The 25,577-nt window shown below is 60.1% G+C and carries 26 protein-coding genes; 11 read left to right on the plus strand and 15 right to left on the minus strand.

The genetic code is table 11. The annotated features are described in order from the left end of the window. Positions 1–36: 36 nt before the first annotated feature. Positions 37–771: a tRNA (guanosine(46)-N7)-methyltransferase TrmB gene (gene trmB, locus KXD86_RS13965; protein WP_218636607.1), complete on the plus strand. Its 735-nt coding sequence runs from the start codon at positions 37–39 to the stop codon at positions 769–771. Positions 772–790: 19 nt separating this feature from the next. On the opposite strand, the gene KXD86_RS13970 is transcribed toward trmB, so the two are convergent. From KXD86_RS13970 to KXD86_RS14015, 10 genes are all read right to left on the minus strand, one after another. Beyond that, positions 791–1,324, minus strand: a complete 534-nt coding sequence (locus tag KXD86_RS13970; protein WP_218636608.1) for a hypothetical protein — start codon at positions 1,322–1,324, stop codon at positions 791–793. Beyond that, positions 1,324–2,472 (minus strand): radical SAM family heme chaperone HemW, encoded by a 1,149-nt coding sequence (gene hemW, locus KXD86_RS13975; protein WP_218636609.1) that lies wholly within the window; start codon positions 2,470–2,472, stop codon positions 1,324–1,326. Before hemW ends, KXD86_RS13970 begins: the two co-directional genes overlap by 1 nt. A gap of 4 nt (positions 2,473–2,476) precedes the next feature. After that, the gene (rdgB, locus tag KXD86_RS13980; RefSeq protein ID WP_218636610.1) at positions 2,477–3,088 is read right to left on the minus strand and encodes an RdgB/HAM1 family non-canonical purine NTP pyrophosphatase; all 612 of its coding nucleotides are present in this window, start codon (positions 3,086–3,088) and stop codon (positions 2,477–2,479) included. A gap of 7 nt (positions 3,089–3,095) precedes the next feature. Next, positions 3,096–3,557, minus strand: coding sequence for a DUF4426 domain-containing protein (locus KXD86_RS13985; RefSeq protein WP_218636611.1), 462 nt, complete (start codon positions 3,555–3,557; stop codon positions 3,096–3,098). Beyond that, positions 3,554–4,159 (minus strand): methionine biosynthesis protein MetW, encoded by a 606-nt coding sequence (gene metW, locus KXD86_RS13990; protein ID WP_218636612.1) that lies wholly within the window; start codon positions 4,157–4,159, stop codon positions 3,554–3,556. The genes KXD86_RS13985 and metW overlap by 4 nt, the downstream gene beginning before the upstream one ends. Continuing rightward, positions 4,156–5,304 (minus strand): homoserine O-succinyltransferase MetX, encoded by a 1,149-nt coding sequence (metX, locus tag KXD86_RS13995; protein ID WP_218636613.1) that lies wholly within the window; start codon positions 5,302–5,304, stop codon positions 4,156–4,158. The genes metW and metX overlap by 4 nt, the downstream gene beginning before the upstream one ends. A 126-nt stretch (positions 5,305–5,430) precedes the next feature. Continuing rightward, a complete protein-coding gene (locus tag KXD86_RS14000; RefSeq protein ID WP_218636614.1) occupies positions 5,431–7,395 on the minus strand; it encodes a dynamin family protein in 1,965 nt (654 codons plus the stop codon). Positions 7,396–7,626: 231 nt separating this feature from the next. Further along, positions 7,627–8,211 carry a YggT family protein gene (locus KXD86_RS14005; RefSeq protein WP_218636615.1) on the minus strand — a complete coding sequence of 195 codons (585 nt, stop codon included), beginning with the start codon at positions 8,209–8,211 and terminating at the stop codon, positions 7,627–7,629. 22 nt (positions 8,212–8,233) lie between these two features. Further along, positions 8,234–9,067 carry a pyrroline-5-carboxylate reductase gene (gene proC, locus KXD86_RS14010; RefSeq protein ID WP_218636616.1) on the minus strand — a complete coding sequence of 278 codons (834 nt, stop codon included), beginning with the start codon at positions 9,065–9,067 and terminating at the stop codon, positions 8,234–8,236. A gap of 62 nt (positions 9,068–9,129) precedes the next feature. After that, entirely contained in the window at positions 9,130–9,834 is a 705-nt protein-coding gene (locus KXD86_RS14015) for a YggS family pyridoxal phosphate-dependent enzyme (protein ID WP_218636617.1), read from the minus strand. Positions 9,835–9,975: 141 nt separating this feature from the next. Here KXD86_RS14015 and KXD86_RS14020 point away from each other — a divergent pair, with 141 nt between their 5' ends. The 3 genes from KXD86_RS14020 (at position 9,976) to KXD86_RS14030 (ending at position 13,648) form a co-directional block, all read left to right on the plus strand. Beyond that, positions 9,976–11,010 carry a type IV pilus twitching motility protein PilT gene (locus KXD86_RS14020; RefSeq protein ID WP_218636618.1) on the plus strand — a complete coding sequence of 345 codons (1,035 nt, stop codon included), beginning with the start codon at positions 9,976–9,978 and terminating at the stop codon, positions 11,008–11,010. A 41-nt stretch (positions 11,011–11,051) separates the two neighbouring features. Then, positions 11,052–12,173 carry a PilT/PilU family type 4a pilus ATPase gene (locus tag KXD86_RS14025; protein ID WP_218636619.1) on the plus strand — a complete coding sequence of 374 codons (1,122 nt, stop codon included), beginning with the start codon at positions 11,052–11,054 and terminating at the stop codon, positions 12,171–12,173. 107 nt (positions 12,174–12,280) lie between these two features. Then, entirely contained in the window at positions 12,281–13,648 is a 1,368-nt protein-coding gene (locus KXD86_RS14030; RefSeq protein ID WP_218636620.1) for an OmpP1/FadL family transporter, read from the plus strand. Positions 13,649–13,673: 25 nt separating this feature from the next. Here KXD86_RS14030 and KXD86_RS14035 read toward each other — a convergent pair whose 3' ends face one another. Continuing rightward, on the minus strand, positions 13,674–14,048 hold the full coding sequence (locus KXD86_RS14035; protein WP_218636621.1) for a hypothetical protein: 375 nt from the start codon (positions 14,046–14,048) through the stop codon (positions 13,674–13,676). Between the two features lie 295 nt (positions 14,049–14,343). Next, positions 14,344–17,076 carry a DNA polymerase I gene (polA, locus tag KXD86_RS14040; protein WP_218636622.1) on the minus strand — a complete coding sequence of 911 codons (2,733 nt, stop codon included), beginning with the start codon at positions 17,074–17,076 and terminating at the stop codon, positions 14,344–14,346. An 87-nt stretch (positions 17,077–17,163) separates the two neighbouring features. Between polA and KXD86_RS14045 the strand changes: the two genes are divergently transcribed. Then, positions 17,164–17,505 (plus strand): DUF2782 domain-containing protein, encoded by a 342-nt coding sequence (locus KXD86_RS14045; RefSeq protein WP_218636623.1) that lies wholly within the window; start codon positions 17,164–17,166, stop codon positions 17,503–17,505. A 178-nt stretch (positions 17,506–17,683) separates the two neighbouring features. Continuing rightward, positions 17,684–18,097, plus strand: coding sequence for a hypothetical protein (locus KXD86_RS14050; RefSeq protein WP_218636624.1), 414 nt, complete (start codon positions 17,684–17,686; stop codon positions 18,095–18,097). Between the two features lie 102 nt (positions 18,098–18,199). Here KXD86_RS14050 and KXD86_RS14055 read toward each other — a convergent pair whose 3' ends face one another. Both KXD86_RS14055 and pyrE read right to left on the minus strand, forming a co-directional pair. Further along, on the minus strand, positions 18,200–18,850 hold the full coding sequence (locus KXD86_RS14055) for a DUF4124 domain-containing protein (RefSeq protein ID WP_218636625.1): 651 nt from the start codon (positions 18,848–18,850) through the stop codon (positions 18,200–18,202). A gap of 3 nt (positions 18,851–18,853) precedes the next feature. Then, a complete protein-coding gene (gene pyrE / locus KXD86_RS14060; RefSeq protein ID WP_218636626.1) occupies positions 18,854–19,492 on the minus strand; it encodes an orotate phosphoribosyltransferase in 639 nt (212 codons plus the stop codon). An 81-nt stretch (positions 19,493–19,573) separates the two neighbouring features. Between pyrE and KXD86_RS14065 the strand changes: the two genes are divergently transcribed. Then, the gene (locus tag KXD86_RS14065; protein ID WP_218636627.1) at positions 19,574–20,380 is read left to right on the plus strand and encodes an exodeoxyribonuclease III; all 807 of its coding nucleotides are present in this window, start codon (positions 19,574–19,576) and stop codon (positions 20,378–20,380) included. 74 nt (positions 20,381–20,454) lie between these two features. Here KXD86_RS14065 and rph read toward each other — a convergent pair whose 3' ends face one another. Beyond that, on the minus strand, positions 20,455–21,171 hold the full coding sequence (gene rph, locus KXD86_RS14070; RefSeq protein ID WP_218636628.1) for a ribonuclease PH: 717 nt from the start codon (positions 21,169–21,171) through the stop codon (positions 20,455–20,457). A 182-nt stretch (positions 21,172–21,353) separates the two neighbouring features. Here rph and KXD86_RS14075 point away from each other — a divergent pair, with 182 nt between their 5' ends. From KXD86_RS14075 to KXD86_RS14090, 4 genes are all read left to right on the plus strand, one after another. Next, positions 21,354–22,220: a YicC/YloC family endoribonuclease gene (locus KXD86_RS14075; RefSeq protein ID WP_218636629.1), complete on the plus strand. Its 867-nt coding sequence runs from the start codon at positions 21,354–21,356 to the stop codon at positions 22,218–22,220. A 101-nt stretch (positions 22,221–22,321) separates the two neighbouring features. Then, positions 22,322–22,948, plus strand: coding sequence for a guanylate kinase (gene gmk / locus KXD86_RS14080; RefSeq protein ID WP_218636630.1), 627 nt, complete (start codon positions 22,322–22,324; stop codon positions 22,946–22,948). 92 nt (positions 22,949–23,040) lie between these two features. Beyond that, complete coding sequence (gene rpoZ, locus KXD86_RS14085; RefSeq protein WP_218636631.1) at positions 23,041–23,253, plus strand: DNA-directed RNA polymerase subunit omega; 213 nt, start codon at positions 23,041–23,043, stop codon at positions 23,251–23,253. 160 nt (positions 23,254–23,413) lie between these two features. After that, positions 23,414–25,558: a RelA/SpoT family protein gene (locus tag KXD86_RS14090; RefSeq protein ID WP_218636632.1), complete on the plus strand. Its 2,145-nt coding sequence runs from the start codon at positions 23,414–23,416 to the stop codon at positions 25,556–25,558. Positions 25,559–25,577: the final 19 nt, after the last annotated feature.

Below are 25,577 nucleotides of genomic sequence, written 5' to 3' on the forward strand. Positions count from 1 at the left end.
TTAACCAGACCCGCAAGCTGCGGTTGAGGATTTCAGATGACCGATCAGAAAGACCCCAAAGAGCCAAAAGACGCGGTCGCGGATTCGCCGATAACCATGCGTCGAGGGGTGCGCAGTTTTGTGCTGCGCCAGGGCCGGATGACTGAAGGCCAGAAGAAAGCGTACGAACGCAGTTGGCCGAAATACGGCCTGACCCGCGACAATGGCATGATCGATCCACGGCAAGTGTTTGGTCGGGACGCCATGCTCAATCTCGAGATCGGATTTGGCATGGGCAAGTCCCTGGCCGATATGGCCGAGGCAGCGCCGGAGCAGGATTTCATCGGTGTTGAGGTTCACTTGCCCGGCGTGGGGGCGCTGCTGAAGGAACTGGAAGACCGGGGCCTGGAAAATGTCCGGATCTACAACATCGACGCCAACGATGTGATCGATCTGTGTTTGCCGGATGCCTGCCTTGACCGGGTGATGGTGTTTTTCCCGGATCCCTGGCACAAGAAGAAACACCACAAGCGTCGGCTGATTCAGCCGGAGTTTGTACAGCGGCTTCGCCACAAGCTACGGGTGGGCGGTATTCTCCACCTGGCGACGGATTGGGAAAACTACTCCGAGCACATGATGGACGTAATGAGCGAATCCGAAGGGTTCGCCAATACCCAGGCGGTGGGCGAATTTTCGCCGCGGCCGGACGATCGCCCGATCACCAAATTCGAGAAGCGCGGGGAAGGCCTGGGGCACGGAGTCTGGGACCTGCTGTTCTACCGCACCAACTGACCCGAGAGGGCGTGAGCCGTCATCCGTGCGCCAGCGGGTGGCGGCGGGCGGCCCGGATGATCACCAGTCCGGCGATTCCGAGGGTAAGGCCGGTGAATTTGATCAGCGCGCAGATCGTGGCAGAGACACTGACCAGGTCGGTAGGCGGGTTGAAGTTGTTGAGCATCAGGATGTTCTCGGTGGCATCGCTGAACCCCGCCGCCAGAAACAGGGCGCGGATCCAGCGGGCGACCATGCGTTCCCGGACTCCGGGGCGATCACGCATCAAGTGCCGGGTTAGCTGAATGAGGGCGAACACGTAAGCGGGAATGAACAGGAAGTCCAGCCACAGCGAAACCTGGGCCCAGGCCACGCCTTCTGCCCCCCAGCTGCGAACGATTGCGTGCGCCTGCTCGGCCGTGCCAGCCATCTGGAAGCTGACAATGCCCTGGGGCGCCGAGCCGGTTTGAAGCGGCTGATTGATCAATAGCAGGGCGCCCAGCAGCACCAGCACCGCAACCAGGGAAGCCTTCAGTGTTCGTGGCAGTGCTGCAAGATCTTTTGCCCAGTCCATTACAGAAAACGCTCCAACAGGCTGTTCAGGTATCGCTGGCCCAGATCGGTGGCCTGGATGCGATGCCATTCCAGTAGCTTCTCTCTACGCAACTGATCAAGTTTTACCGCAACTGAAGTCAGCGGTAAACCCGTACGCTCGGTAAACAGTGTTTCTTCGACCCCGTCGCTCAGGCGGAGGGCGTTCATCAGGAATTCCAGCGGCAGGTCGGCGGGGGCAATCGACTCGGCTCCCGCCGTGCGGCTGCCGATCCGGTTCAGGTAAGCGTCCGGCTGCCGGGTTTTCCAGTAGCGGCGGATGCTGCCATCGGCCAGGCTGATTTTGCCGTGGGCCCCTGCGCCCAAGGCGAGGTAGTCCCCGAACGTCCAGTAGTTGAGGTTGTGGCGCGACGCCATCCCCGGCCGACTCCAGGCCGACACTTCGTAATCCCGGAATCCCCGTTGTCTCAGGTAATCCGCTCCCTGACGGTAAATCTCCCAGAGCCGGTCGTCGTCGGGCAGGTCGGGTGGCCGGCTGTAGAATTCGGTGTTGGGTTCCAGCGTCAATTGGTACCAGGACAGATGCGGAGGGTTGTGGCTGAGGGCGGCTTCCAGGTCGGCGATGGCGTCTGCCGGCGTCTGGTCAGGCAGGCCGTGCATCAGGTCGACGTTGAAATTGGTAAAGCCGGCCTCTCGGGCCGCGGCAATGGCCCGGTGAGCGGCGGTGCTGTCATGGATGCGGCCGAGGGTTGTCAGATGCCTGGACTGGAAGCTCTGGACGCCAATCGAGAGCCGGTTGATTCCCGCAGCGCGGAAGGCTTCGAAGCGCCCTTCCTCCAGAGTGCCCGGATTGGCTTCCAGGGTTATTTCGGCCTCGTCAGCCAGGTTCAACCGGGACCGGAGTTCCCGGAACAGGGTCTGGTAGAACGCGCCGCTCATCAGCGACGGCGTGCCCCCGCCAATGAACACCGTCTCTATCTGCCGTGAGGCCGCAAACTCGAGGTCCTGGTCGAGGTCATCCAGCATCGCCCTCAGGTACTGGGTTTCCGGGATGTCCCCTTTAACGGCGTGGGAGTTGAAGTCGCAATAGGGGCACTTTCGAACGCACCAGGGTACGTGCACATACAGGCTGAGTGGCGGTCGGACCGCCGCCGTGGCTGGGGCGGTCACCGGCCTAGGCTCCCGTACCGAGCTGTTCGACCAGCAGGCGGAGGGCGCGCCCCCGGTGGCTGATCCGGCTTTTTTCGGCGCGCGTCAGTTCGGCGGCGCTGCATTGGTGCTCAGGTACCCAGAACACCGGATCGTAGCCAAAACCGCCTTCACCCCTCGGCTCGGTCAGGATGGCCCCTGGCCATCGGCCGTGGCAGACGATGGGGGTCGGATCATTGGCGTGGCGCAGGAAGACGAGCACGCAATGGAACTGGGCGCTTCGTCTGGACTCCGGGATGTCGGCCATGGCAGCCAGCAACGCCTTTACGTTGTCCTCATCGGAGGCGCCGGTACCGGCGTATCGGGCCGAGCGCACCCCCGGCTCTCCACCCAGGCAATCGACAGCCAGGCCACTGTCGTCGGCCAGCGCTGGCATACCGGTTTCCCGGGCGGCGTGACGGGCCTTGAGAATGGCATTTTCCACGAAGGTCACTGCCGGCTCTTCCGCCTCGCTGACCCCGAGTTCGCCCTGGGCGACCGGTGTCAGCCCCAGCGGTGCCAGCAGGTCCGTCAGCTCAGCGATCTTGCCTTGGTTGTTACTGGCGATAACCAGCTTGTTGATGCGAGGTTCTGGCATGGGCAATTCAGTCGCTGAACAGTGTGTGGGCAAAACGTACCGGCAGGTCCTGGGGTTCGCCCGTGGGCCGTGCCGTGATGTTGAAGGTCATCAGTTCACCGGAGCTGTACTGGTATTCGGCGATAAAATACACCGCATCGCCCTCCTGGATTCGGCGGAACGCCAGGAAACGTACTTGCTGGATGTCGTTGGTGACCTTGCCTTCAACCTGACCGCTGACCGGGGACAGAGTTCCATCGTCGTTCTCTTTCATGATGGAGATATTGACGATGCCAATGCCTTTGCTGCGCTGCAGGTTATTGGCGCGGGCCACCTCCGGTGCAAGGAAGGTGCTGGGCAGCACGCTCCAGTGTACCTGGTAGTCCCCGAAATCGGTGTTTCCGGCGGCCTGGGCCTGGATCGAGAAACCAATCCAGACCAGCACAGCCAGGGCGATCTTGCTGAAGGTGTGACGCTTGGCACTGTTCATTGCTCGTTCTCCCGTGTGATGCGGTAAATGGCAATCTCCCCCAGCAGGTTGGGCCACAGCCTGGCCAGCCAGCTGTTCTGGTGTTGGCCGTCAACCACCCGTCGGCTCTTGATGCGAATGCCTTTCTGACGGCACAGGGCTTCAAAATCCTTGAAGGTGCACAACCGGATGTTGGGGGTGTTGTACCATTTATACGGTAGTGCTTCGGATTCGGGCATGCGACCACTGAGCGCCAGTCCCCACCGCAGTCGCCAGTGGGCGAAGTTGGGGAAGGTAACAATCCCCTCGCGGCCGACCCGCAGCATTTCGTCGAGGACCTTGTCCGGCCGTCTTACGGCCTGGAGCGCCTGGGTCATCAGGACGGTATCGAAGCTGCCGTCGTCAAAGTTGCCGAGTCCCTGGGTATCGATGTTCTGTTCAATGACCGCCACGCCACGGCCCATGCACGTGGTGATGTGGTCCGGGTTGATCTCCAGGCCAAAACCGCTGGCCCCGCGTTCCCGTTGCAGGTAATCGAGCAGGGTGCCATCGCCGCAGCCCAGGTCGAGTACATGGTGGCCCGGCTGGATCCACTGCTGGATGATTTCGAGGTCCGGTCTCATGCACCTACCTCCCGTGCAACGCGATCCATATAGGCGGTGAAGACATCGGTGTACCTGGGCGTCGGTATCAGAAACGCATCGTGGCCCCAGGGTGCGTCGATCTCCGAATAGCTCACTTTCCTGCGGGCGGCGATCATGGCGTTGACCATCTCCTCGGACCGCGCCGGGTTGAAGCGCCAGTCGGTGCTGAAGGACAGCACCAGGAACTCGCATTGGGTGCCCGTCAGCGCCCTGGAAAGGTCGCCACCATAATCGTACGCCGGATCAAAGTAATCCAGGGCCCGGGTCATCAGCAGGTAGGTGTTGGCATCGAAGGTCTCGGAAAAACGCTCGCCCTGGTACCGCAAGTAGCTTTCCACCTGGAATTCGGCGTCGTACCCGAATTTGTAGGCCTGATCCCGCAGTTCCCGTCCGAATTTCTCGCCCATGGAGGCGTCCGACAGGTAGGTGATGTGCCCAACCATTCGGGCCAGCATCAGTCCGCGCCGGGGCACCACATCAAAATCGTAGTAGCGACCGCCATGGAATTCCCGGTCTGAGGTGATGGCCTGTCGGGCCACCTCGTTGAAGGCAATGTTCTGGGCCGTCAGTCTGGGTGTGGACGCAATCACCACCGAGTGTTTGAGTCGGTCCGGATAGTCCAGGCTCCACTGCAGCGCCTGCATTCCCCCCAGGGAACCGCCAACGACAGCCGCCCAACACTGGATGCCCAGGCGGTCGGCCAGCAGGGCCTGGCTCTTCACCCAGTCGCCCACGGTAATAACAGGGAAGTCCGGCCCGTAGGGCTTGCCGGTGGCCGGGTTGGTGCTGCTGGGGCCGGTGCTGCCGTGACAGCCGCCCAGGTTGTTGAGACTCACAACAAAAAAACGGTTGGTGTCGATGGGCTTGCCAGGCCCAATGCAGCTGTCCCACCAGCCGGGCTTGCGCTCATCCATGGCGTGGTAGCCGGCGGCGTGGTGATGCCCGCTGAGTGCGTGGCAGATGAGCACGGCGTTGCTGGCGTCTGCATTCAGTTCGCCGTAGGTTTCAACGACCAGGTCGTAACTGTCCAGCGCCTGACCGCAGGCCAGGTCTATGGGGGAATCAAAGTGATAAATCTGCGGGGAAACAATCCCGACAGAATCCGCGGGCAGGGAATCGGGCATTGGCGCGACAGGTTCCTGGTTCGATCCGTAAGTGTCTGGAACAGCAATGACGGAGCCATTGCCAGCCCAGCAGTTTAAAGCCGGGCCGTGATGGCTGCAACCGAAGGCGCAGGGAGGCGTCGGGGCTCAGACAGCCCCGGAGATATTGACGACTTTCTGCTGGATCAGGGTCGGAGCCGGTTTCCGGATCTGACGCTGCATGGCGTCGGCCAGTTCCAGTTGGCGGCGCAGGTCGGCAATGGTGTGATTCAGGCGCTCACGCTCCGCCCGGCCATCGCGGTCACTGCGCACCATGTCCCGCAGGCGCCGGATCTGGTGCTCGAGAAGCTGCTTCTGCTCCATGGAGTACTGCATGATGGGCAGCAGCGCTTCCTGGGGCCAGCGCTCGACGTCGGCTCGCACTCGGGCATGCAGCGTCCTGGCTTCGCCGACCATGACGTTGAAAAAGCGCCGAACCAGCATGGACTGTTCGGTCAGCAGGTTCTTGGGGCTGATGCGAAACCGCCGGGCTTTCTTGCGCAGTTCCCGGATGGCGATGACGTGCCGGCCTGAACGCAGCGGGATCGGCTCGAGGTGACGGGCTCGGGTGTCCTCGTTGTAGCGGCGGTAGATGGCGCCCACCATTTTCTCGGCCAGGTGCCCTTCGCTCAGCAAATTGGTCAGGTCGCTTTCCAACAGCTCGAAAAACTGGTCCATCGCGCGATTCATGCCGGCGGTGGTCCAGCTTTTGGACATGGACTTGCGAATCCGGTCGGCGTGGCCTTCGAACCGTTCCTCGCTGACCAGTTTTTTCAGCATGTCGCCCTGGGAGTCCATCAGGCGGCGGCTGGAACGGAGGGTGATCAGCTTCTTGTAGTAGAAGTCGTAATCCTTCTGGGCGCGATCGGCCAGACGGCTGAGGGCCTGCTTGTCCATGGTGACGCCGGAGCAGGCCTCGAGCTCTTCTTCAAGGGAGTCGAGCCGGGTTTGCATGGCCGCCTGGCTGTTCTGCAGCATACCCAGCAAGTCGTTGATCAGGCTCTGGGTGATCAGCTGTTCCTTGTGCATCAGGATGCGCTGGATAATCAGGTGTTCCAGGCGCCCGATGTTGGAGCGATCAAAGAGATCCTCGTCCCGTCGAACCCGGGCAACCAAGCCCTGCTTGGCCGACAGCGGAATCACATCGTGCTGGCGGATGCCGAGATGATCGGCCGTGTAGGCTCGGACCCGCTCAATGGCATCCTGGGTGTGCTTCTCGCCCTGCAGGTCATCCCAGAGCACGTCAATCTTGTTCAGTACGGCGAACCGTCCGGCGCGGTGGTCGGCGTGCTCGGTATCGATGTGCTCTTTCCAGATGGTCATGTCGCTGGCCGTCACACCGGTATCAGCACTCAGTACGAAAATGACCGCATGGGCGCGCGGCAGCATGCTGATGGTCAGCTCCGGCTCCGAGCCCAGGGCGTTCAGCCCGGGCGTATCCAGAATCCGCAAGCCCCGCTCGAACAGCGGATGGCGAATACTGATCTGGGCATTGCGCCACGCGGGCACCAGCACGTTGCCGGGGTTGTTGCGGTCGTGCTCCAGCATGTCTTCGTCGAAGCCCAGATTGCGGGCCTCTTCCGGGAGCACGCTCTTGACCCGGGCGACCTCGGCCAGGACCTCGCGCATTACCTCTGGATCACGTTCGTCGAGCTCGTGCTTGACCCAACGCTCCGGTTGTTTTCGCAGCTGCTGCAGGGACAGCTCACCGGTTCGGGTCTCAATGGGCAGCAATAACAGGTAGTTCTGGTTGGCACTGCGATCGAAGAACAGTTCGGTCGGACACATGGTGGTTCGTCCTGCCTGGGACGGCAGCATGCGCTGGCCAAATTCCGAGAAGAACAGGGCGTTGATCAGCTCCGTCTTACCCCGCGAATACTCACCCACAAACGCAATGGTCAGTTCGTCCTCAATCAGCAGCTCAAGGCCGTTACGGATGCGGGTGCTGACGTCATCGGAAAACAGATTGTTGTCCTGCAGCCAAAGCCGGTAACGGCCAATCTGCCGGATCAACTCTTTCTTCCAGTTATGGTACGCCTCTACCTGCTGCGACAGAGTTCCCTGTTGATTCATTGGACTTTCCTTCTGCGCGACTACCGGGTGCTTCGGGCACGATGCTTACGGATTACGTTTCAGTAATACTATCCTGTTACCGAAATCATTGTGGGTGACGGGTACGCAGACTGTCGTTGAAATTGGCAGGAATTACAATAAAAAAGCTGCAAAATCAGAAAGATGACTTTGCAGCTTCGGTATTTTGGTTTTCGTCGCGAACTGTTACAGAGTGTATCCGTGAGACGCGGTTTACATTCCGAGGCCGATGGAACCGAGCCCGGCGGCCATTTTCATGTGCTCAATGACCACGGAGATCACGTTCAGAATCAGGAAGACGATGATCGGCGAGAGATCCAGTCCGCCCATGGAAGGCATGACATTGCGAACCGGGCGCATGACCGGCTCGGTGATCTGCGCCACCAGTTGAATCGCGGGGTGTCCACTGCCCGGGGCAATCCAGCTCACCACGACAACGGCAATCACCGACCAGAAATAGATCTTCACGATCAGGTCCAGGACGTTCAGCACGGCCCATACCATCAAGGTGACCGGGTTGATGCCGGGAATGCCGCCGTTCAGGGCAACGAGGATCAGGAAAAAGGTGATGGCCTGGATAATGATGGCCAGAACCAGTGAGGCACCGTCAATGCCGCCCCAGCCCGGAATGAAGCGGCGCAGCGGGCGCAACGGCGGGTTGGTGGCCTTGACCACGAACTGGGAGATCGGGTTGTAGAAATCGGCACGGGCCAGCTGCAGCAGAAACCGCAGCAGGACAATGGTCATATAAAAGGTGGACGCGATGAGCAGGATCGTAATCAGGATGTCTGCCAGCATGAAGCCGTGTCTCCGTTATCGGTTACTGTTTGCCTGCCAGTTCACTGGCCATTTCTTCCGAGCGCTTGAAGGCCGCTTTGTAGGCCTTGCGGACCAGGTCGCGCATGCCACCGTCTTCGAAGGTGTTGATGGCCTGTTCGGTGGTGCCGCCGGGAGACATGACGTTGCGCTTCAGTTGGCCGGGGTCATGCTCGCTGCGCGCGGCCATTTCCGCCGCACCGGCCATGGTCTGAATGGCCAGCTGGCGGGCCGTGTCGGCGGCAATGCCTGCTTCGGTGGCGGCCTCTTCCAGGGCTTCCAGCATCAGGAAGAAGTAAGCGGGGCCGCTGCCGGAGAGGGCGGTAACCGCGTGCAGCAGATTTTCGTCATCCACCCAGAGCGCGGAGCCGATGCTCTCGAACACCGACTCGACCATCTTTTTCTGGTCCTCCTCGACACGATCGTTGGCAAACAGGCCGGCCGCGCCTTTGCCCACCAGTGACGGAGTGTTGGGCATCACCCGAACCAGCGGGAGGCCGCCGGCCAGCCAGCCATCGAGTGTGTCGGCAGTGAGGCCGGCCGCAATGGAAACCATCAGGGGGCGGGTGTTCTGCACCACCGGAGCGATATCGCGGCACACATCCGCCATGACCTGCGGTTTGACCGCAAGCACCACCATGTCCGCCTGTTGGGCGCAGTAGCGGTTATCGGTGGTGACGCTGACGCCGAATTTCTTGCGGATGGATTGCAGGTGGCCATCGTCCGGGGCGCTGACCCAGATGTCCGCGGCCTTGTAGCCACTGTCCAGCATACCGCCAATGATGGCGCTGGCCATGTTGCCGGCACCAATAAATGAGATGGTTGGTGATGTGCTCAAGGTTCACTCCAACGGTTGATCGGTTAAACGTCCGGACCTGATCATAGCAGGAACGGGCTGTTTCAGCTCTTCGCCGGGCGGGCGCCGAAAACATCGGTGCCGACTCGCACCCAGGTGGCGCCCTCCGCAATGGCCAGCTCCAGGTCGCCGGACATGCCCATGGACAGGGTATCGAGGGGGCCGGCATCCGGGTGTCGGTTTCTCAGGTCCTTCAGCGCCCCGGCGAGCTTGCGAAAGCTCAGGCGCAGGTCGGCTTCGGATTGGTCAGGATCCGGAATGGCCATCAGGCCGCGCAACGACACGTTCGGCAGTTCGCCGATTTCGGACACCAGGTCGGGCAATTCGTCGAGCCCACATCCCGCCTTGCTGTCCTCCTCATTTATGTTGACCTGGAGGCAGATATTCAATGGGCCCATCGCCGGCGCTCTCTGTTCACTGAGTCGGCGGGCTACTTTCAGGCGGTCCACGCTGTGCACCCAGGAGAAGGCCGCGGCAATCTGGCGGGTCTTGTTGGACTGGATCGGGCCAATGAAGTGCCAGTCGATGTCGGGCAGGTCGGCCAGGACGTCCATCTTGTCGAGAGCTTCCTGGAGGTAGTTCTCGCCGAAGGCGGTCTGGCCGGCAGCGGCCGCTTCCCGGAGGTCGTCGGCCGGACGGGTCTTGCTAACTGCCAACAGGCGCACAGAGCCGGGCTCGCGGCCCGCCTGCAATGTTGCTTTTTGTATGCGTCGGGTTACGCTCCCGATGTTGTCTGCTATGCTGCTCATAGTGTGAAATCGCCACGTCCGGTCCATCACCTTTACGGTGACACGTTACCCGCAGGTCACTGAAATGCCAAGTGAACCTCGCCAGGAAAGCCGCCGGACCGATGCTGCCGGAATAAAAGAAAAAGCCTTCCGAGGAATCCTATGGATATTACTGAACTGCTTGCCTTCTCGGCCAAACAGGGTGCGTCCGACTTGCACCTCTCTGCTGGCCTGCCGCCGATGATTCGTGTTGACGGCGATGTCCGTCGGATCAACCTGCCGCCCATGGAACACAAAGAGGTTCACGGGCTGATCTATGACATCATGAACGACAAGCAGCGTAAGGACTACGAGGAATTCCTGGAAACCGACTTCTCGTTCGAGGTTCCGGGGGTCGCCCGCTTCCGTGTCAACGCCTTTAATCAGAACCGGGGCTCCGGTGCGGTGTTCCGGACCATCCCCTCCAAGGTCCTGACCATGGAGGACCTGGGCATGGGCCAGACCTTCAAGGATATTGCCTCGGTACCCCGTGGCCTCGTGTTGGTGACCGGGCCGACTGGCTCCGGTAAGTCCACCACGCTGGCGGCGATGATCGACTACATCAACGACACCCGTTACGAGCACATCCTCACCATCGAGGATCCGATCGAATTCGTGCACGAATCCAAGAAGTGTCTGTTGAACCAGCGGGAAGTGCACCGGGATACCCTCGGCTTTAACGAAGCGCTCCGTTCCGCTCTGCGGGAAGACCCCGACATTATCCTGGTGGGTGAGCTGCGAGACCTTGAGACCATCCGCCTGGCGCTGACGGCGGCCGAAACTGGTCACCTGGTGTTCGGCACCCTGCACACCACCTCGGCGGCCAAGACCATCGACCGGGTGGTGGACGTGTTCCCGGCGGAAGAAAAATCCATGGTCCGCTCCATGCTGTCGGAGTCGCTGCAGGCGGTTATCTCCCAGACTCTGATGAAGAAGATGGGCGGCGGCCGGATCGCGGCCCATGAAATCATGATTGGCACCGCAGCCATCCGGAACCTCATTCGTGAAGACAAGATCGCCCAGATGTATTCGGCCATCCAGACCGGTGGTTCCCTGGGTATGCAGACCCTGGACCAGTGCCTGGAGCGGTTGTTGCAGAAGGGCCTGATTTCCCGGGATGCGGCCCGTGCCAAAGCCAAGATGCCGGACAATTTCTGATCCGCGACTGACAAGAACCAAGAACCGCCACAGGTACTCTCATGGAATTTGAAAAGCTGCTTCGTCTGATGGTTGAAAAAGGGGGCTCGGACCTGTTTATCACCGCAGGGGTCCCGCCCAGCATGAAGGTGAACGGCAAGGTACTCCCGGTCACCAAGAATGCGCTGACCCCGGAGCAGACCCGGGAATTCGTCTACGGCTCCATGAACGACAAGCAGCGGGCCGAGTTCGAAGAGAGTCACGAGTGCAATTTCGCGATCAGTGCCCGGGGCATCGGCCGTTTCCGGGTCAGTGCCTTCTTCCAGCGCAACCTGTGCGGCATGGTGTTGCGTCGGATTGAGGTGAAGATTCCCCAGATTGACGATCTGTCGCTGCCGGAGGTGATCAAGGACCTGGCCATGACCAAGCGCGGCCTGATCATGTTCGTCGGTGCCACCGGTACCGGTAAGTCAACGTCCCTGGCGGCGATGCTGGGACACCGGAACCGCAACAGCCGGGGCCACATCATCTCCATCGAGGACCCGATCGAATTTGTCCACCAGCACCAGGGCTGCATCGTCACCCAGCGCGAGGTGGGCATCGATACCGAGAGTTTCGAGGTGGCCCTGAAGAACACCCTGCGTCAGGCACCGGACGTTATCCTGATCGGTGAGGTCCGGACCCGCCAGACCATGGAGTATTCGGTGCAGTTTGCGGAAACCGGCCACCTGTGCCTGGCGACCCTGCACGCCAACAACGCCAACCAGGCGCTGGACCGGATCATCCAGTTCTTCCCGCCGGAACAGCACAACCAGATCTGGATGGACCTGTCCCTGAACCTCAAGGCCATCGTCGCCCAGCAGCTGGTCCCGACCCCGGACGGCAAGGGCCGGAAGGCGGTTATCGAGGTGCTGATCAATACGCCGCTGGTGGCGGATATGATCCGCAAGGCCGAAGTGCACAAGCTCAAGGAGCTGATGTCCAAGTCCACAGAATCGGGCATGCAGACCTTTGACCAGGCCCTTTACCGGCTGTACGCCGAAGGCTCGATCACCTACGAAGACGCGCTCGCCCACGCCGATTCGGCCAACGATCTGCGCCTGATGATCAAGTTGGGTGCCGATGCCCAGGGGGCGGATCAGTTGTCGTCGACTGTCGACAAGCTGTCGATCCAGGATGATTAGACGAAAGTCGTAAATGGTTAGCCCCGCAAACCAGTAGGATTGGCATTTGAGGCCATTGGCCTGTGCTGCGTATACTCCGCGCCGATTCAATAAGGAGATACCTGCACATGAGTTCCACACTGCTCGCACGAGCCGTTCGCCTGGCCACGCTGGCCGCCATTACCGCCCCGGCCACGGCGCTGGCTGGCGGTTTTTCCCTGAACGAGCAAAGCGCCAGCGCCATGGGGACCGCCAACGCCGGTTCGGCGGCCAACCCGGAAAACGCCACCACGGTCCTGTTCAACCCGGCCGGCATGAGCCAGCTGTCCGGCACCAATCTCTCGTTCGGCGCTGCGGTGCTGGATATTGACGCCGAAGCCAAACGGGACAGCATTTCGGTGACCCGGGACAACCCGGCGGTTCCGGTGCAGCCCGCGTCCAACGGCGGTGATATTGCCGATCCGGCGGTTCTGCCCAACGTTTACCTCACCCACGAAATCAACGACCAGATCGACGTGGGTTTCGGCATCCATGCGCCATACGGCCTGGCGGCGGATTATGACGATGATTTCGCCGGCCGCTTCTTTGCTGACAAGACCGAGCTCACGGCCATTGCCTTCACACCCTCGGTCGCCGTCAGCAACGGCCAGGGGCTGTCCATGGGCGCGGGTCTTAACCTGATCTACGCCGAAGGCCGTCTCACCCGCTACCAGGATCTGAGCTCAACCGCCGGGCCGGCTGCGCTTGCGCTGCCAGAGCCTTACGCCGACATTGAGGGAGACGACGTGGGCGTGACCTTCCGCGTTGGTTTCCTGTACGAGCTGTCGGAACGGACCCAGTTTGGTTTGACGGCCCAGACCGGAACCGAGCTGAAGCTGAAGGGCGACGCGGAAATCAGCAATGTGCCGGTGCCGCCAACCTTCACGAGCACCACGACCCTGAACGAAAAGGTGACCGTGCCTCTGGCCATTCCCGAGAGCGTAACCTTTGGCGCCCGTCACCGGTTGACCGACGACGTTACGGTGCTGGCCGGTGCGACCTACGCGAGGTGGGGGCGTTTCGAGGAGCTGGATATCATCAGCCGGGATCCGAACGGCGAGGTGGCCGGGGTACCGGGCGCCTACATCACCCACATCACCGAAAAGTGGAAGAACACCTGGCAGTTCAACCTTGGCGGCATCTGGCAGGCGACCCCGGCGTGGGCATTCAAGGCAGGTTACGCCTGGGATGAATCGCCCGTGGACCAGTTTGTCACCGCCCGTATCCCGTCCGAAGACCGGCATTGGTTGACCCTGGGCACGCAGTGGAAAGACGTTCAGAGTGGCTGGGCGGTTGATGCTGCGATCGGTACGTTGATCTTTGCCGACGACGCTGACGTCGATGACCGGTATTACACGCACCAGAACCCGACCCAGCCGAGTTCTCCCGCCAACTACCAGGGTGCTTACGAGTTGAGTGCCTGGAGCGCGTCAGTGCAGGTCAGCAAGGCCTTTTGATGCGGGGCTGATCAGCGGGCGCTGATCAGCCAATGACCTGGCCACGGTAGATGACCTTCTTCTTCCGGGCCTGGTCCGCTTCGGTGTCCTCACTGCTTGCGCCGACCGCCGGTCTGCTGTCCTCGGCGATCTCCTGGCCCCGATACATCCGTTTCGGCACGTCTTCACCTTCTCTTGCCACACACAGCTGAGGCACTTTTTCCTGCAGTGCCTCCCAGGTGCGTGTCAGGTGGCTGGAGCGCGTCTTGCTCGCGTATTCCGCCAGCTGTTGCTCAAGGTGCTCTTCCGTGAGGTGCAATTTCACGCCGAATTCGGACCGAATCAGGCGGCGGCACTGGTGAACCAGCTTGAGCAGGCCCGGATCCAGTAGCCAGCTTCGTTCAGATGCCATAGATGTCATGGTTACGACCTCGGACTGATGTGTCACAACATGGCGTTGCCTGAATGGAGAGGGAGGGGGCAAGCGCCGACACTTGAAACGAAGCGAATTTCGTGCCGCTTCTGTGTGAACAGCCGGGAAACGGCGCCATTAAAGGCTGGGAGGCGGGTGAAAGGGCAGTGAGGTGGCGTTCCGGTGTTGAGATTACGCTTTGTTAAGGTGCATTTTGTGAACTCACGCCCTGTTTTGGTGGCGTTTATCAAACAACACCGGGCTGGCGGTCCGGTGTTGTTTGATGGAGTCGGACGAATTTCCGTTAATGGGCTTCGTCCCAGTTGTCACCGACGCCGGCTTCCACGAGCAGCGGGACGTCGAGCTTCGCCGCCGCTGACATGCGTTGCACCAGGCCGTCCCGAACCTTGTCCAGTGCGGTTTCCCTGACTTCGAGGATCAATTCGTCGTGCACCTGCATGGTCATCCTGGCCTCGTCGGCGTGCTCCCGGAGCAGCCAGGTCTCGACCTCGATCATGGCCCGCTTGATGATGTCGGCGGCGGTACCCTGCATCGGGGCGTTGATCGCCGTGCGTTCCGCCGCCTGTTGCAACTGTTTGTTGCGGGCGTTGATCTCCGGCAAGTAGAGGCGGCGGCCGAACAGGGTTTCCACGAAGCCGTCCTCGTGGGCCTGCTTGCGAATGTTGTCCATGTAGTTGAGTACGCCCGGGTAGCGTTCAAAATACCGGTCGATGTATTCCTGTGCGACTTTGCGCTCGACATCCAGCTGGCGCGACAGCCCAAAGGCGGACATGCCATAGATCAGGCCAAAGTTGATGGCCTTGGCGCTGCGCCGCTGATCTCCGGACACTTCCGCGACCGGAACACCGAACACCTCGGCGGCCGTGGCCTTGTGGATATCCTCGCCTTTCTCGAACGCGGTCAGCAGGCCCTTATCGCCAGACAGGTGGGCCATGATGCGCAGCTCGATCTGGGAGTAATCCGCCGCCACCAGTTTGAAGCCCTCCGGCGCAATAAAGGCCTGACGGATCCGACGGCCCTGTTCGCTCCGAATTGGAATGTTCTGCAGGTTGGGCTCGGATGAGGACAGGCGTCCCGTGGCGGTCACCGCCTGGTGGTAAGACGTGTGGACCCGGCCGGTGCGGTGACTGATCAGTTCCGGCAGCGTGTCCGTGTAGGTGGACTTCAGTTTGCTCAGGCTGCGGTGTTCGAGGATCAGTCGCGGCAGTTCGTGTTCGTGGGCCAGCTCCTGCAACACCGGCTCGGCGGTGGACGGCGCGCCTTTTGGGGTTTTCTTGATGACGGGCAGCCCCATCTTGTCGTAGAAGATGGCTTGCAGTTGCTTGGGGGACCCGAGGTTGAAGGTCTCGCCGGCTACTTTGTGGGCTTCCTGCTCCAGTTCGGCCATGCGTTCGGCCAGTTCCTGGCTGTGCCTGCGAAGGGTGCTGGCGTTGATCAGGGCCCCCCGCTGTTCCATCCGGGACAGAACCGGCACCAGGGGCAAGTCGATCTCCCGGTACACCGACGCCAGCTTGCCGGTTTTTTCCAGCAAGGGTGTCAGTGTCTGGTGCAGGCGCAGGGTAATGTCGGCGTCTTCCGCCGCATAGGGACCGGCCTTCTCGAGCTCGATCTGGTTGAAGGTCAGTTGCTTGGCGCCCTTGCCGGCAATGGACTCGAACGTTGTGGTGGTTTCATCCAGGTACTGCCGGGCGAGGCTGTCCATGTCGTGGCGCGTGAGCACGGAATTGAGCACGTAGGACTCCAGCATGGTGTCCTCGGCAATGCCTTCGAGGGTAATGCCGTGGTTGGCCAGCACGTTCTTGTCATACTTGAGGTTCTGGCCGACCTTGGCCTGTTTGGGATCCTCCAGCAGCGGCTTGAGTTGGTTCAGGACCGCGTCCCGGTCCAGTTGCTCGGGCGCACCCATGTAATCGTGGGCCAGGGGCACGTAGGCGGCTTCGCCAGGCGTGACGGCAAAGGACACGCCGACCACTTCGGCGTCACTGTAGCGAAGGCTCGTGGTTTCGGTGTCGAAGGCAAACAGGTCGGCCTCCTTCAACCGCGTCAGCCAGGTGTCCAGTTCACCCTGGTCGGTGACGATGGTGTAGTGCTTTTCTGTGGGCGAGGTGTTCTGAGGCTCGGAGGCATCGCTGGATTCGTCGCTGCCGTTGCCGGAGCCTGGCTCCAGCTCTGCGACCCAGCTCCGGAACTCGTACTCCTGGAACAGCTCGCGGAGCTGGTCGTCATCCTGCTGCCTGAGTTGCAGATCCTCGAGGCCAAAGTCCAGGTCCACGTCGGTCTTGATGGTCGCCAGCTCCCGGCTCAGTGGCAGGGTTTCCTTGGCTTCGCGGAGATACTCGCCGATCTTGCCCTTGATCTCATCCGCGTGCTCAATCAGGTTGTCGAGATCCTGATAGCTCTCAAGCCACTTAACGGCGGTCTTCGGTCCGCATTTGTTGACGCCCGGGATGTTATCGACCTTGTCGCCGACCAGGGCCAGGTAGTCGATGATCTGTTCGGGGGTTACCCCGAATTTTTCCCGCACGCCCTCACGGTCCATACGGGTTTCGGTCATCGTGTTGATGAGGGTGACGTGATCACTGACCAACTGGGCCATGTCCTTGTCGCCGGTGGAAACCACCACGTCGATGCCTTTGCTGGTCGCTTCATGGGCCAGGGTGCCAATCACATCGTCCGCTTCGACGCCGCTGACGATCAGCAGCGGCAGGCCCATGGCCTTGACGATCTCATGGATGGGCTCGATCTGACAGGCAAGGTCCTCCGGCATGGGCGGGCGGTTGGCCTTGTACTTTTCGTACATGTCATGGCGGAAGGTTTTGCCCTTGGCGTCGAACACCACCACCATTTTCGAACCGGGGAAATCCTGTTCCAGTCGCCGCAGCATGCTGATGACGCCTTTTATGGCTCCGGTCGGCTGGTTTTTGCTGGTGGTGAGTGGGGGAAGTGCATGATAGGCGCGGAAAAGGTAGGACGAACCGTCCACAAGAACCACAGGCGGAGTCTTTTGCTCAGTCATGTCAAAGCGGGTCCGGATTCTGATTGAAGCGTTGATTGGCTTGTGCAAATCTGTACGTAAATCGATTGGCAAAAGGGTATCACGAAAATGAAACGATTCGCCTTTTCGGGAGCGTTACTGCTTGCCGGTTTTTCTGGGGTGGCTATCGCCCAGGATGACGGTGCCCTGGATGAGACGCTTGTGGAAACCCCGGACGAGCCCGTGGTGATCTCGGATTACCAGCCCAGCAGCGAGGGGCCGCAGATTGTTATTCGGCCCGGTGAAAACGAGGTGTTCTACGAATACCGGGTGAACGGTCAGCTCATGGAAATCAAGGTGGTGCCTGAGGTCGGCCCGGAATATTATCTCGTGCCATCGGATGGCGGCGGCTGGATCCGGGAAACCGAATCCGACATGCTGGTGCCGAGTTGGGTGTTGTTCCGCTGGTAACGGCGCCGGTTTCCCGTCCGGAATCGGGAAATTTGGTGAGCCGGGTGTACCCATCAGCTTTTAGTATGAACATTCTAATTTTTCTCCGTACGCTGAAAGTCGAAATTCAGATAAGGCCGGCAGTCAACGCTTGGCCGCTGGACCGAGAATGCTTTCAGACAACCTAAGGAGAAGTGCTATGGGTAAACTTAAAACTTACCAGGAACAGATTCAGGAAATCGTTGAGAAAGGCATCAACACCGCGGAAGAGCAGCAGAAGAAACTGGCGTCCAAGCCGTTTGATTACGCTGAGAAGCTGGAGTCCGAAGCTCGCGAATACAGCGTTAAGACCCTGCGCAAGCGTTACTATGGCTACAGTGAGAACCTGTTCGACCAGCTGCGTAGCCTGAACACCCGCTTCGGCAGCTTTGCCGCGGACCTGGTTGCCAAGCTCGAGAAGGAAGCGGCGGACACCGTTTCCGAGACCGCTGACGAAGTGACTAGCGCTGCTCAAAGCGCCAAGGCGTCAGTCACCACCAAGAAGCCGGCTGCTCGCAAGACCACTGCGCGCAAGAGCGCCGCTTCTGCCAAGAAGACGACTGCGTCTGCCTAAGACGTCTGGAGTGCCGCCGCGAGTCGGCGGCTTTCAGCTAAAAGGGCGGAGGTTTTGAAACCTCCGCCCTTTTTTGTGTCCGACCGTTTGTCGGGTGCCCGGCTACTGGTTCTTTTCGGGCTGGCTGAGCGACAGGGTGCGTGACTCTCCGGTCACTTCTTCCAGTCGCTCGATATCGGCTTCGAATGCGGATTTGAGTTGCTCAATTTCCCGATTCTGGACCCTGATTTCCTGTTCCAGATCACGAATCTGCGACTCCAGGCGTCGGATCTTTTCCAGCGAAGCTTCCGGAATGTCGCGACCGGCTCGCTCCATGTCGGCGGCGCGACTTTGCTCATTGTCCAGCTGGCTCGAAATAACGGAAATGTTGCCGCGCTTCAGCTGGATCAGGCCTTCCAGTTCGCGAACCTTGCGGTGCATGGCGCGAACCGCTTGATCGGGGTGGCTGTAGCGCTTCAGCAGCAAGCGGTCCTTCTCGCGCTGGATTTCCAGCTCTTCCTGCCGCTGCTTTTCGGCTTCCCTGGCGGCAATTTCTTCTTCGGTCGGCGCCGGGGGGACGGTTTCCATCACCCGGCCGTTCGTGCCGAGAATGTCGTAGCCCCGTTTCGTCGCTTCCTGGGGAATGGTGTTGCTGATAACAATTTGACCGTTTTCATCCGTGTAGCGGTACATGCCAGCGTGCGCGGTGGCGATCGTTCCGAGTGCCAGGGCCATCGCAGCTGCGATTCTCAGTGGAGTAAAACGGTTGGTCATGAATCAGACTCCGTAGCGATCCCGATAACTGGCCACCTTTTCGGCGTGACCGGCGAATTCCGGTTTTGCCTTCAGGTAGTCCAGAACCTGTTCCAGGCGGATGATGCTGACCACCGGGATGCCGAACTCCTGCTCGACTTCCTGGATCGCGGACAGCTCGCCGTTGCCGCGTTCCTGGCGGTCCAGCGCGATCAGCACGCCGGCCGGCTCGGCACCGGCACCGCGGATCAGGTCAATGGATTCCCGGATGGCTGTGCCCGCGGTAATCACGTCGTCCACGATCAGGACTTTGCCCTGCAATGGCGCGCCGACGACGTTCCCGCCCTCGCCATGATCTTTCTTTTCCTTGCGGTTAAAGGCAAAGGGTTTGCTGTTACCGTCTGTAGCGAGCGCCATGGCCGTTACGGTGGCCAACGGAATGCCCTTATAGGCAGGCCCGAAAATGATGTCATAATCCAGCTTGCTGCGTTCTATCGCGGCGGCATAAGCCTTGCTTAACTGGAGGAGGTCGTCGCCGGTGTTGAACAGCCCTGCGTTGAAAAAGTACGGACTGGTGCGGCCGGATTTGAGCGTGAATTCACCAAAGCGAAGTACGTTCCGGCGAATGGCGAATTCGATGAAATTCTGCTGATAGTCGTGCATGGCAAGGCTTCTGGCGGGTGTGGATCTTTAATTAACGCGTAAAAACGGTATCATACACACAAACCGAATCAGGGAACACGTATGCGGGTAGTATCAATCAGCGTCAATGGTCTTGCCCAGGCCGTTGATAAAGGTTTTTTCGACTGGCTGGCCGATCAGGACGCTGACGTTGTATGCGTTCAGGATCACCGCATGCGCGCCTATGAGATTGAGGATTTCAATCTCATCCCGGAGGGCTACGAAGCTTATTTCATCGATGGTGAGAAGAACGAGGATGGTGGTGTCGGCATCTACACCCGGCATTTTCCAAAGGCCATCATGTACGGGTTTGCCAACGAGCAGGCGGACCGCGAAGGCCGGTTTATCCAGGCAGACTTTGATAAGGTTTCGGTAGCCTGTGTGCTGGCCCCGTGTGCCCTGGGGCGCGAGGAAGAACTTCTCGGTGAGGATGACCTCACGGTGCTGGATCACAAGGATGAATTCATGGACGGCTTTGGCCTGCACATGCAGAAAACCCTGCGCAAGCGCCGTCAATTCATCTTCTGCGCCAACCTCCAGACGGCCCATCATGTGACCGATGCCAGCCCGCTGTATCACAAGCATGACTTTTCCGGTTTCCTGCCCCACGAACGGGCATGGCTGGATCGCCTGTTTGATGAAATGGGCTGTATCGATGCGTTCCGGGAAATCAACAAACAGAGTAACCAGTTTACCTGGTGGCCCGAGCAGGCCGAGGGTGCGCGCCGCAGTGCCGGGATCCGGGTGGATTACCATCTGCTGACACCGGGCATCCGCAATACCATCCAGGATGGCTGGATCGATGACGCCACCCGTTTCTCGGATCACGCCCCGGTGATCATGGATTACGACATCGAGATCGGTTTTTAAGCACGTCTTTTCCGGCTGAGCACCTGGGAAACGCTGGCAGCGATGCCAGCGCCCAGGTTTTGCGCAAGCCTCGTTTACGCTTCCAGCGCCGCCTTCTGAATTTCAAACAGCTGCTCAATGCCTTGTTTGGCCAGGTCCAGCATGCTGTCCAGCTCGTCCTTCACAAACGGCGCCCCTTCCGCGGTGCCCTGAATTTCAATGAATCCACCCTGGTCGGTCATGATCACGTTCATGTCGGTTTCGGCGTCGGAGTCTTCGGGGTAGTCCAGATCAACCACTGGCGTACCCTTGTAAACGCCGACTGAGAGCGCGGCAACCATCTGCTTGAGTGGCGACTTCTTCAAGCGCTTTTCGGCGACCAGGAAGTTCAGCGCATCCACCAGGGCCACGCAGCCGCCGGTGATGGCGGCGGTCCGGGTGCCGCCATCGGCCTGGATGACGTCGCAGTCGATGGTGATGCTGTGCTCGCCCAGTGCGCTCAGGTCGACGGCGGCCCGGAGTGAGCGGCCGATGAGGCGTTGGATTTCCACGGTCCGTCCACCCTGTTTGCCGCGCGAAGCTTCACGGCCCATGCGGCTGCCGGTGGAGCGGGGGAGCATGCCGTACTCCGCGGTGATCCAGCCTTTGCCCTCGCCGCGCAGGAATGGAGGAACCTTGTTTTCGACGGAGGCCGTGCAGATCACTTTGGTGTCCCCGAATTCCACCAGAACCGAGCCTTCGGCATGGCGGGTGTAATTACGGGTGATTCGAACGTCTCTGGGTTGTTCGGGCGTTCTGCCGCTTGGTCGCATAGTGTTTCCTGAAGTCTGAGGTTGGTGTCCGGGCGCGTGTCCCGGTTGTTCGTGGATTGAAAGGCCGAAAAGTATAACACGTCGATCAAGGCCCGGATGGCTTTGGCGGGGTAGCGCTCGCCGTCAGCGTTCCGAGCCTGCTAAACTCGATGCTTAGGCCACCAACCATGACCGGAGCTGCCATGATCCGAAGTATGACCGCATTTTCCCGTCGGGACGCCCAGGGAGACTGGGGCACGCTGACGTGCGAGATTCGCACCGTCAATCATCGGTACCTCGAGCCTTCATTTCGCCTTCCGGAGGCCTTTCGCGAGCTTGAGAATCCGTTCCGGGAAGCGCTTCGCAAGCAGCTGAAGCGGGGCAAGGTGGATGTGTCCATGCGACTGCAATCCGCCGAAACCGCTTCCCAGAGCTTTGAAGTCAACGATGACCTGGCCAAGGCGCTCAATGAAGCCGCCAATCACGTCAATCGCATACTTGATAATCCAGCACACATCAGTGCGCTCGATATCCTTCGTTGGCCCGGGGTGATGTCGGTGCCGGAGCAGGATTTTGGCCAGGCCCGCACGGCCGCTGTTGAACTGTTCGAGGCCACGGTTGCTGAGCTGGTGAGTGTGCGCGAGCGCGAAGGAGAGCGTCTGAGGCCGTTGTTCGAAGATCGCCTGGACGCCATGACCCGACTGGTCTCCGAGGTGCGCGAGCTGATGCCCGAACTGCTGACGGCGCAGGAACAGACTCTGCGTGACCGGTTCGAGAAGGCCAAGGTGGAGCTGGATGCTGAGCGCGTCGCCCAGGAGATGGTGATGTTGGCGCAGAAAAGTGACGTCGCCGAGGAACTGGAACGTCTGGACGCCCACATCAGCGAAGTGACCGATACCCTGAGGAGCGACGATGCCATCGGGCGCCGGCTGGATTTTCTGATGCAGGAACTGAACCGCGAGGCCAACACGCTGAGCAGTAAAAGTATCGATGCCCGGGTAACGCGTGCCGCGGTGGATCTGAAAGTGCTCATCGAACAGATGCGCGAGCAGGTCCAGAACCTCGAGTGAGGTGCGGACGCCGGTCGAACACCGTATAATCCCGCGCTTTGCAGGCACTGCCTCGGGTTCGGGCGGCCTTCTGAATACATTCGGGTTGGAGTTGTTTGTTGATGAGCCAGACAGTTGAGCAAGGTACGTTGTACGTCATTTCCGCCCCCTCGGGCGCCGGGAAGACCAGCCTTGTCGCGGCCATGCTGCGCGCCGACCAGAAACTCGGCGTCTCGGTCTCCCACACCACCCGCCCCAAGCGCGAGGGCGAACAGGATGGCGTCAATTACCACTTCGTGACCCGCGACTCGTTCGAGTCAATGATCGGCCGGGGCGACTTCCTGGAACACGCGGATGTTTTCGGAAACTATTACGGCACCTCCCACACCTGGGTTCGCGAAACCCTGGCCAAAGGCCGGGATGTGATACTGGAGATTGACTGGCAGGGCGCCGTGCAGGTGCGCCGGCTGATGCCTGAATGTGTGAGTATTTTCATTGTGCCGCCCTCGTCTGAGGTGCTTCGGGAGCGCCTGACCGGTCGCGGAACGGACGCTCCGGACGTGGTGGAGCGCCGGCTGACCGAGGCGGCCGAGGAATGCCGTCACGCGCTGGAGTTCGACTACCTGGTGGTGAACGATCAGTTCGAGCTGGCGCTGGCGGATCTGCTGGCGATTGTCCGCAGCCAGCGCTTGCGAATGTCGGTGCAGCAGGTTCGCCATGGCGAACTGCTGGCCGGGCTTTCGCGGTAGGGCAGATGCTGTTTGTGGCTGTATACAAATTGAACCGGCCACAGTAAACTACGCGGTCTGCTCAACTAGTCATTTTATTTTTCGGGGAAGTTATGGCACGAGTTACCGTTGAAGATTGTCTGGAAAACGTTGATAACCGCTTCCAGCTGGTGATGCTGGCTACCAAGCGTGCCCGTCAGCTCGCGACCAAAGGTGCGGAACCGATGGTGGCGGAAGAGAACGACAAGCCCACGGTTATCGCGCTGCGCGAAATCGCCGAAGGCAAGGTCGGTCGTGAATTGCTGCAGGAAGAAGACGACGAGTAACGCCGTCACGGGTACAAATACGTATCCGTACCTTGGAAGCATTGAAATCTGGCCCCGCGCTTTTATAGTGTATCTATAGAACGTCATTGGATCAGGAAGGACCCGGATGCGTGCATTCGGGTTTTTTTGTCCCTGAGATTCTCGAGTATTCGGAGGCGCGGTGTCGGCAGAGGCGACGGTTGAAGGGCTTGCAAAAGAGCTGAGTACCTATCTGGATACAAATCGTATCAATCAGGTACGTCGTGCCTACTATTATGCCGAACAGGCCCACGAAGGGCAGATGCGCAAAAGTGGCGATCGCTACATCACCCACCCGCTCGCGGTTGCCCACATTCTTGCCGATTTGCGGCTGGACCATCAAAGCCTGATGGCGGCCATGCTCCATGACGTGATTGAAGATACCGGTATTCCCAAGGACGCCCTTGCGGAGCAGTTTGGTGAAGACGTCGCGGAGCTGGTGGATGGCGTCAGCAAACTGACCCAGATCGAGTTCCGGTCCCGGGCCGAGGCACAAGCCGAGAATTTCCAGAAGATGACGCTGGCCATGGCGCGGGATATCCGCGTCATTCTGGTGAAGCTGGCGGATCGGCTGCACAACATGCGCACCCTCGGGCCAATGCCTTATGAAAAGCGTCAGCGTATTGCCACCGAGACGCTCGATATTTACGCGCCCATCGCCAACCGTCTTGGTATGCATTCCATCTGTACCGAGCTCGAAGACCTCGGGTTCTCCTCCCTGTACCCAATGCGGTCAAAGTACATTTCCAAGGCGGTCGCCAAATTGCGCGGAAGCCACCGGGAAATCATTGAGGAAATTCGCGGCAAGTTGCAGGAGAAACTTCAGGAGCGGGGCCTGCCGGGGCGTATCCTGGGGCGAGAAAAACACCTGAACAGCATCTACAACAAGATGAAGTTCAAGCAGAAATCGTTTCACGAAATCATGGATGTGTATGCGTTCCGGATCATTACCGATACCGAGGACGACTGCTATCGAATCCTGGGCGCGGTCCATAGCCTCTACAAGCCTCTACCCGGCCGCTTCAAGGACTACATTGCCATGCCGAAGGCCAATGGCTACCAGTCGTTGCATACAACGCTGTTCGGCATGCACGTCAACATTGAGATCCAGATCCGCACCGAGGAAATGGAGCACATCGCGAACAACGGGATTGCGGCACACTGGATGTACAAGAACGAGCCGAGCAGCGTAACCAGCGCCAACCAGGCCCGGGTGGACCGCTGGGTCAAAGGGCTGATGGAAATGCGCGAGCGGGCCGATGATTCCCTGGAATTCATCGAGCACGTGAAGGTCGATCTGTTCCCGGATGAAATCTACGTGTTCACGCCCAAGGGCAAGATCATGGAACTGCCGAGCGGCGCCACGCCGGTGGATTTCGCCTACGCCATTCATACGGATATCGGTAATGCGACCGTCGCCTGCCGGATCAATCGCAACCTGAGCTCACTGAGCCAGCCGCTGCAGAGTGGTCAGACCGTTGAGATCATTACCGCACCTGGCGCTCGCCCGAATCCCGCATGGCTCAGCTTCGTGGTCACGGGCAAAGCGCGCAGCAGCATTCGCCATGTGCTCAAGAGCCAGAAGCGGACGGAATCCCTGGAACTGGGCAAGACGCTGCTCAAGAAATCCCTCAAGGGCTTCGGTGCCCGTCTGGCCGACATCGGCAATGCCCAGATCCAGGCCGTGGTCAACCACAACCAGGTCAACAGTCTGGACGACCTGATCAGTGATATCGGCCTGGGCAATCGCATGGCCTATCTGGTGGCTCGCCAGCTGGTGACCGGCGCGGAATCGGAACCCAGTGTCGACATGACCCCGGATGCCCATCGCGGCGGAGTTCACAGCCCGGTCACGATCCGGGGCACGGAAGGGCTACTGGTTCGTTTCGCCAGTTGCTGCAAGCCAATTCCGGGCGACCCGGTGGTCGGTATGATGGATTCGGGCAAGGGCATGGTGATTCATTCCGATACCTGCTCCCGCCTGCCCGAGGATGACGAGGGACGTGCGCAGCTGACTCACCTCAAGTGGGCCAAGGACATCACCGACGAGTTCTCGGTGGAACTGCGGGTCGAGCTCGAGCGGCAGCGGGGCGTGATTGCGGAAGTGGCCAACGCCGTGGCGATGGCGGATGGCAATATCGAGCGCATCAACGTGGAAGATCAGAACGCCAAGTTCAGCATTGTCAGCCTCGTGCTCCATGTGAATGGTCGTCGGCACCTGGCCCGTGTCATGCGGCGGGTGCGGAACATCCGGGCGGTCACTCACATCGGTCGTGTCCGCCATTGATACGGACCAAAGGCTGGTT

Source organism: Marinobacter arenosus (genome assembly GCF_019264345.1).
GTDB classification, from domain to species: Bacteria; Pseudomonadota; Gammaproteobacteria; order Pseudomonadales; family Oleiphilaceae; genus Marinobacter; species Marinobacter arenosus.

Coding starts and splice junctions, on each gene's coding strand:
- KXD86_RS14025 (WP_218636619.1), top strand. CDS start 11,052: ATGGAATTTGAAAAGCTGCTTCGTCTGATGGTTGAAAAAGGGGGCTCG.
- KXD86_RS14030 (WP_218636620.1), top strand. CDS start 12,281: ATGAGTTCCACACTGCTCGCACGAGCCGTTCGCCTGGCCACGCTGGCC.
- pyrE (WP_218636626.1), bottom strand. CDS start 19,492: ATGCACGACTATCAGCAGAATTTCATCGAATTCGCCATTCGCCGGAAC.
- KXD86_RS14050 (WP_218636624.1), top strand. CDS start 17,684: ATGGGTAAACTTAAAACTTACCAGGAACAGATTCAGGAAATCGTTGAG.
- gmk (WP_218636630.1), top strand. CDS start 22,322: ATGAGCCAGACAGTTGAGCAAGGTACGTTGTACGTCATTTCCGCCCCC.
- trmB (WP_218636607.1), top strand. CDS start 37: ATGACCGATCAGAAAGACCCCAAAGAGCCAAAAGACGCGGTCGCGGAT.
- KXD86_RS14075 (WP_218636629.1), top strand. CDS start 21,354: ATGATCCGAAGTATGACCGCATTTTCCCGTCGGGACGCCCAGGGAGAC.
- metW (WP_218636612.1), bottom strand. CDS start 4,159: ATGAGACCGGACCTCGAAATCATCCAGCAGTGGATCCAGCCGGGCCAC.
- KXD86_RS13985 (WP_218636611.1), bottom strand. CDS start 3,557: ATGAACAGTGCCAAGCGTCACACCTTCAGCAAGATCGCCCTGGCTGTG.
- KXD86_RS14000 (WP_218636614.1), bottom strand. CDS start 7,395: ATGAATCAACAGGGAACTCTGTCGCAGCAGGTAGAGGCGTACCATAAC.
- KXD86_RS14045 (WP_218636623.1), top strand. CDS start 17,164: ATGAAACGATTCGCCTTTTCGGGAGCGTTACTGCTTGCCGGTTTTTCT.
- KXD86_RS14055 (WP_218636625.1), bottom strand. CDS start 18,850: ATGACCAACCGTTTTACTCCACTGAGAATCGCAGCTGCGATGGCCCTG.
- KXD86_RS14005 (WP_218636615.1), bottom strand. CDS start 8,211: ATGCTGGCAGACATCCTGATTACGATCCTGCTCATCGCGTCCACCTTT.
- KXD86_RS14035 (WP_218636621.1), bottom strand. CDS start 14,048: ATGACATCTATGGCATCTGAACGAAGCTGGCTACTGGATCCGGGCCTG.
- polA (WP_218636622.1), bottom strand. CDS start 17,076: ATGACTGAGCAAAAGACTCCGCCTGTGGTTCTTGTGGACGGTTCGTCC.
- metX (WP_218636613.1), bottom strand. CDS start 5,304: ATGCCCGATTCCCTGCCCGCGGATTCTGTCGGGATTGTTTCCCCGCAG.
- rpoZ (WP_218636631.1), top strand. CDS start 23,041: ATGGCACGAGTTACCGTTGAAGATTGTCTGGAAAACGTTGATAACCGC.
- rph (WP_218636628.1), bottom strand. CDS start 21,171: ATGCGACCAAGCGGCAGAACGCCCGAACAACCCAGAGACGTTCGAATC.
- KXD86_RS14015 (WP_218636617.1), bottom strand. CDS start 9,834: ATGAGCAGCATAGCAGACAACATCGGGAGCGTAACCCGACGCATACAA.
- KXD86_RS13970 (WP_218636608.1), bottom strand. CDS start 1,324: ATGGACTGGGCAAAAGATCTTGCAGCACTGCCACGAACACTGAAGGCT.
- rdgB (WP_218636610.1), bottom strand. CDS start 3,088: ATGCCAGAACCTCGCATCAACAAGCTGGTTATCGCCAGTAACAACCAA.
- KXD86_RS14065 (WP_218636627.1), top strand. CDS start 19,574: ATGCGGGTAGTATCAATCAGCGTCAATGGTCTTGCCCAGGCCGTTGAT.
- KXD86_RS14020 (WP_218636618.1), top strand. CDS start 9,976: ATGGATATTACTGAACTGCTTGCCTTCTCGGCCAAACAGGGTGCGTCC.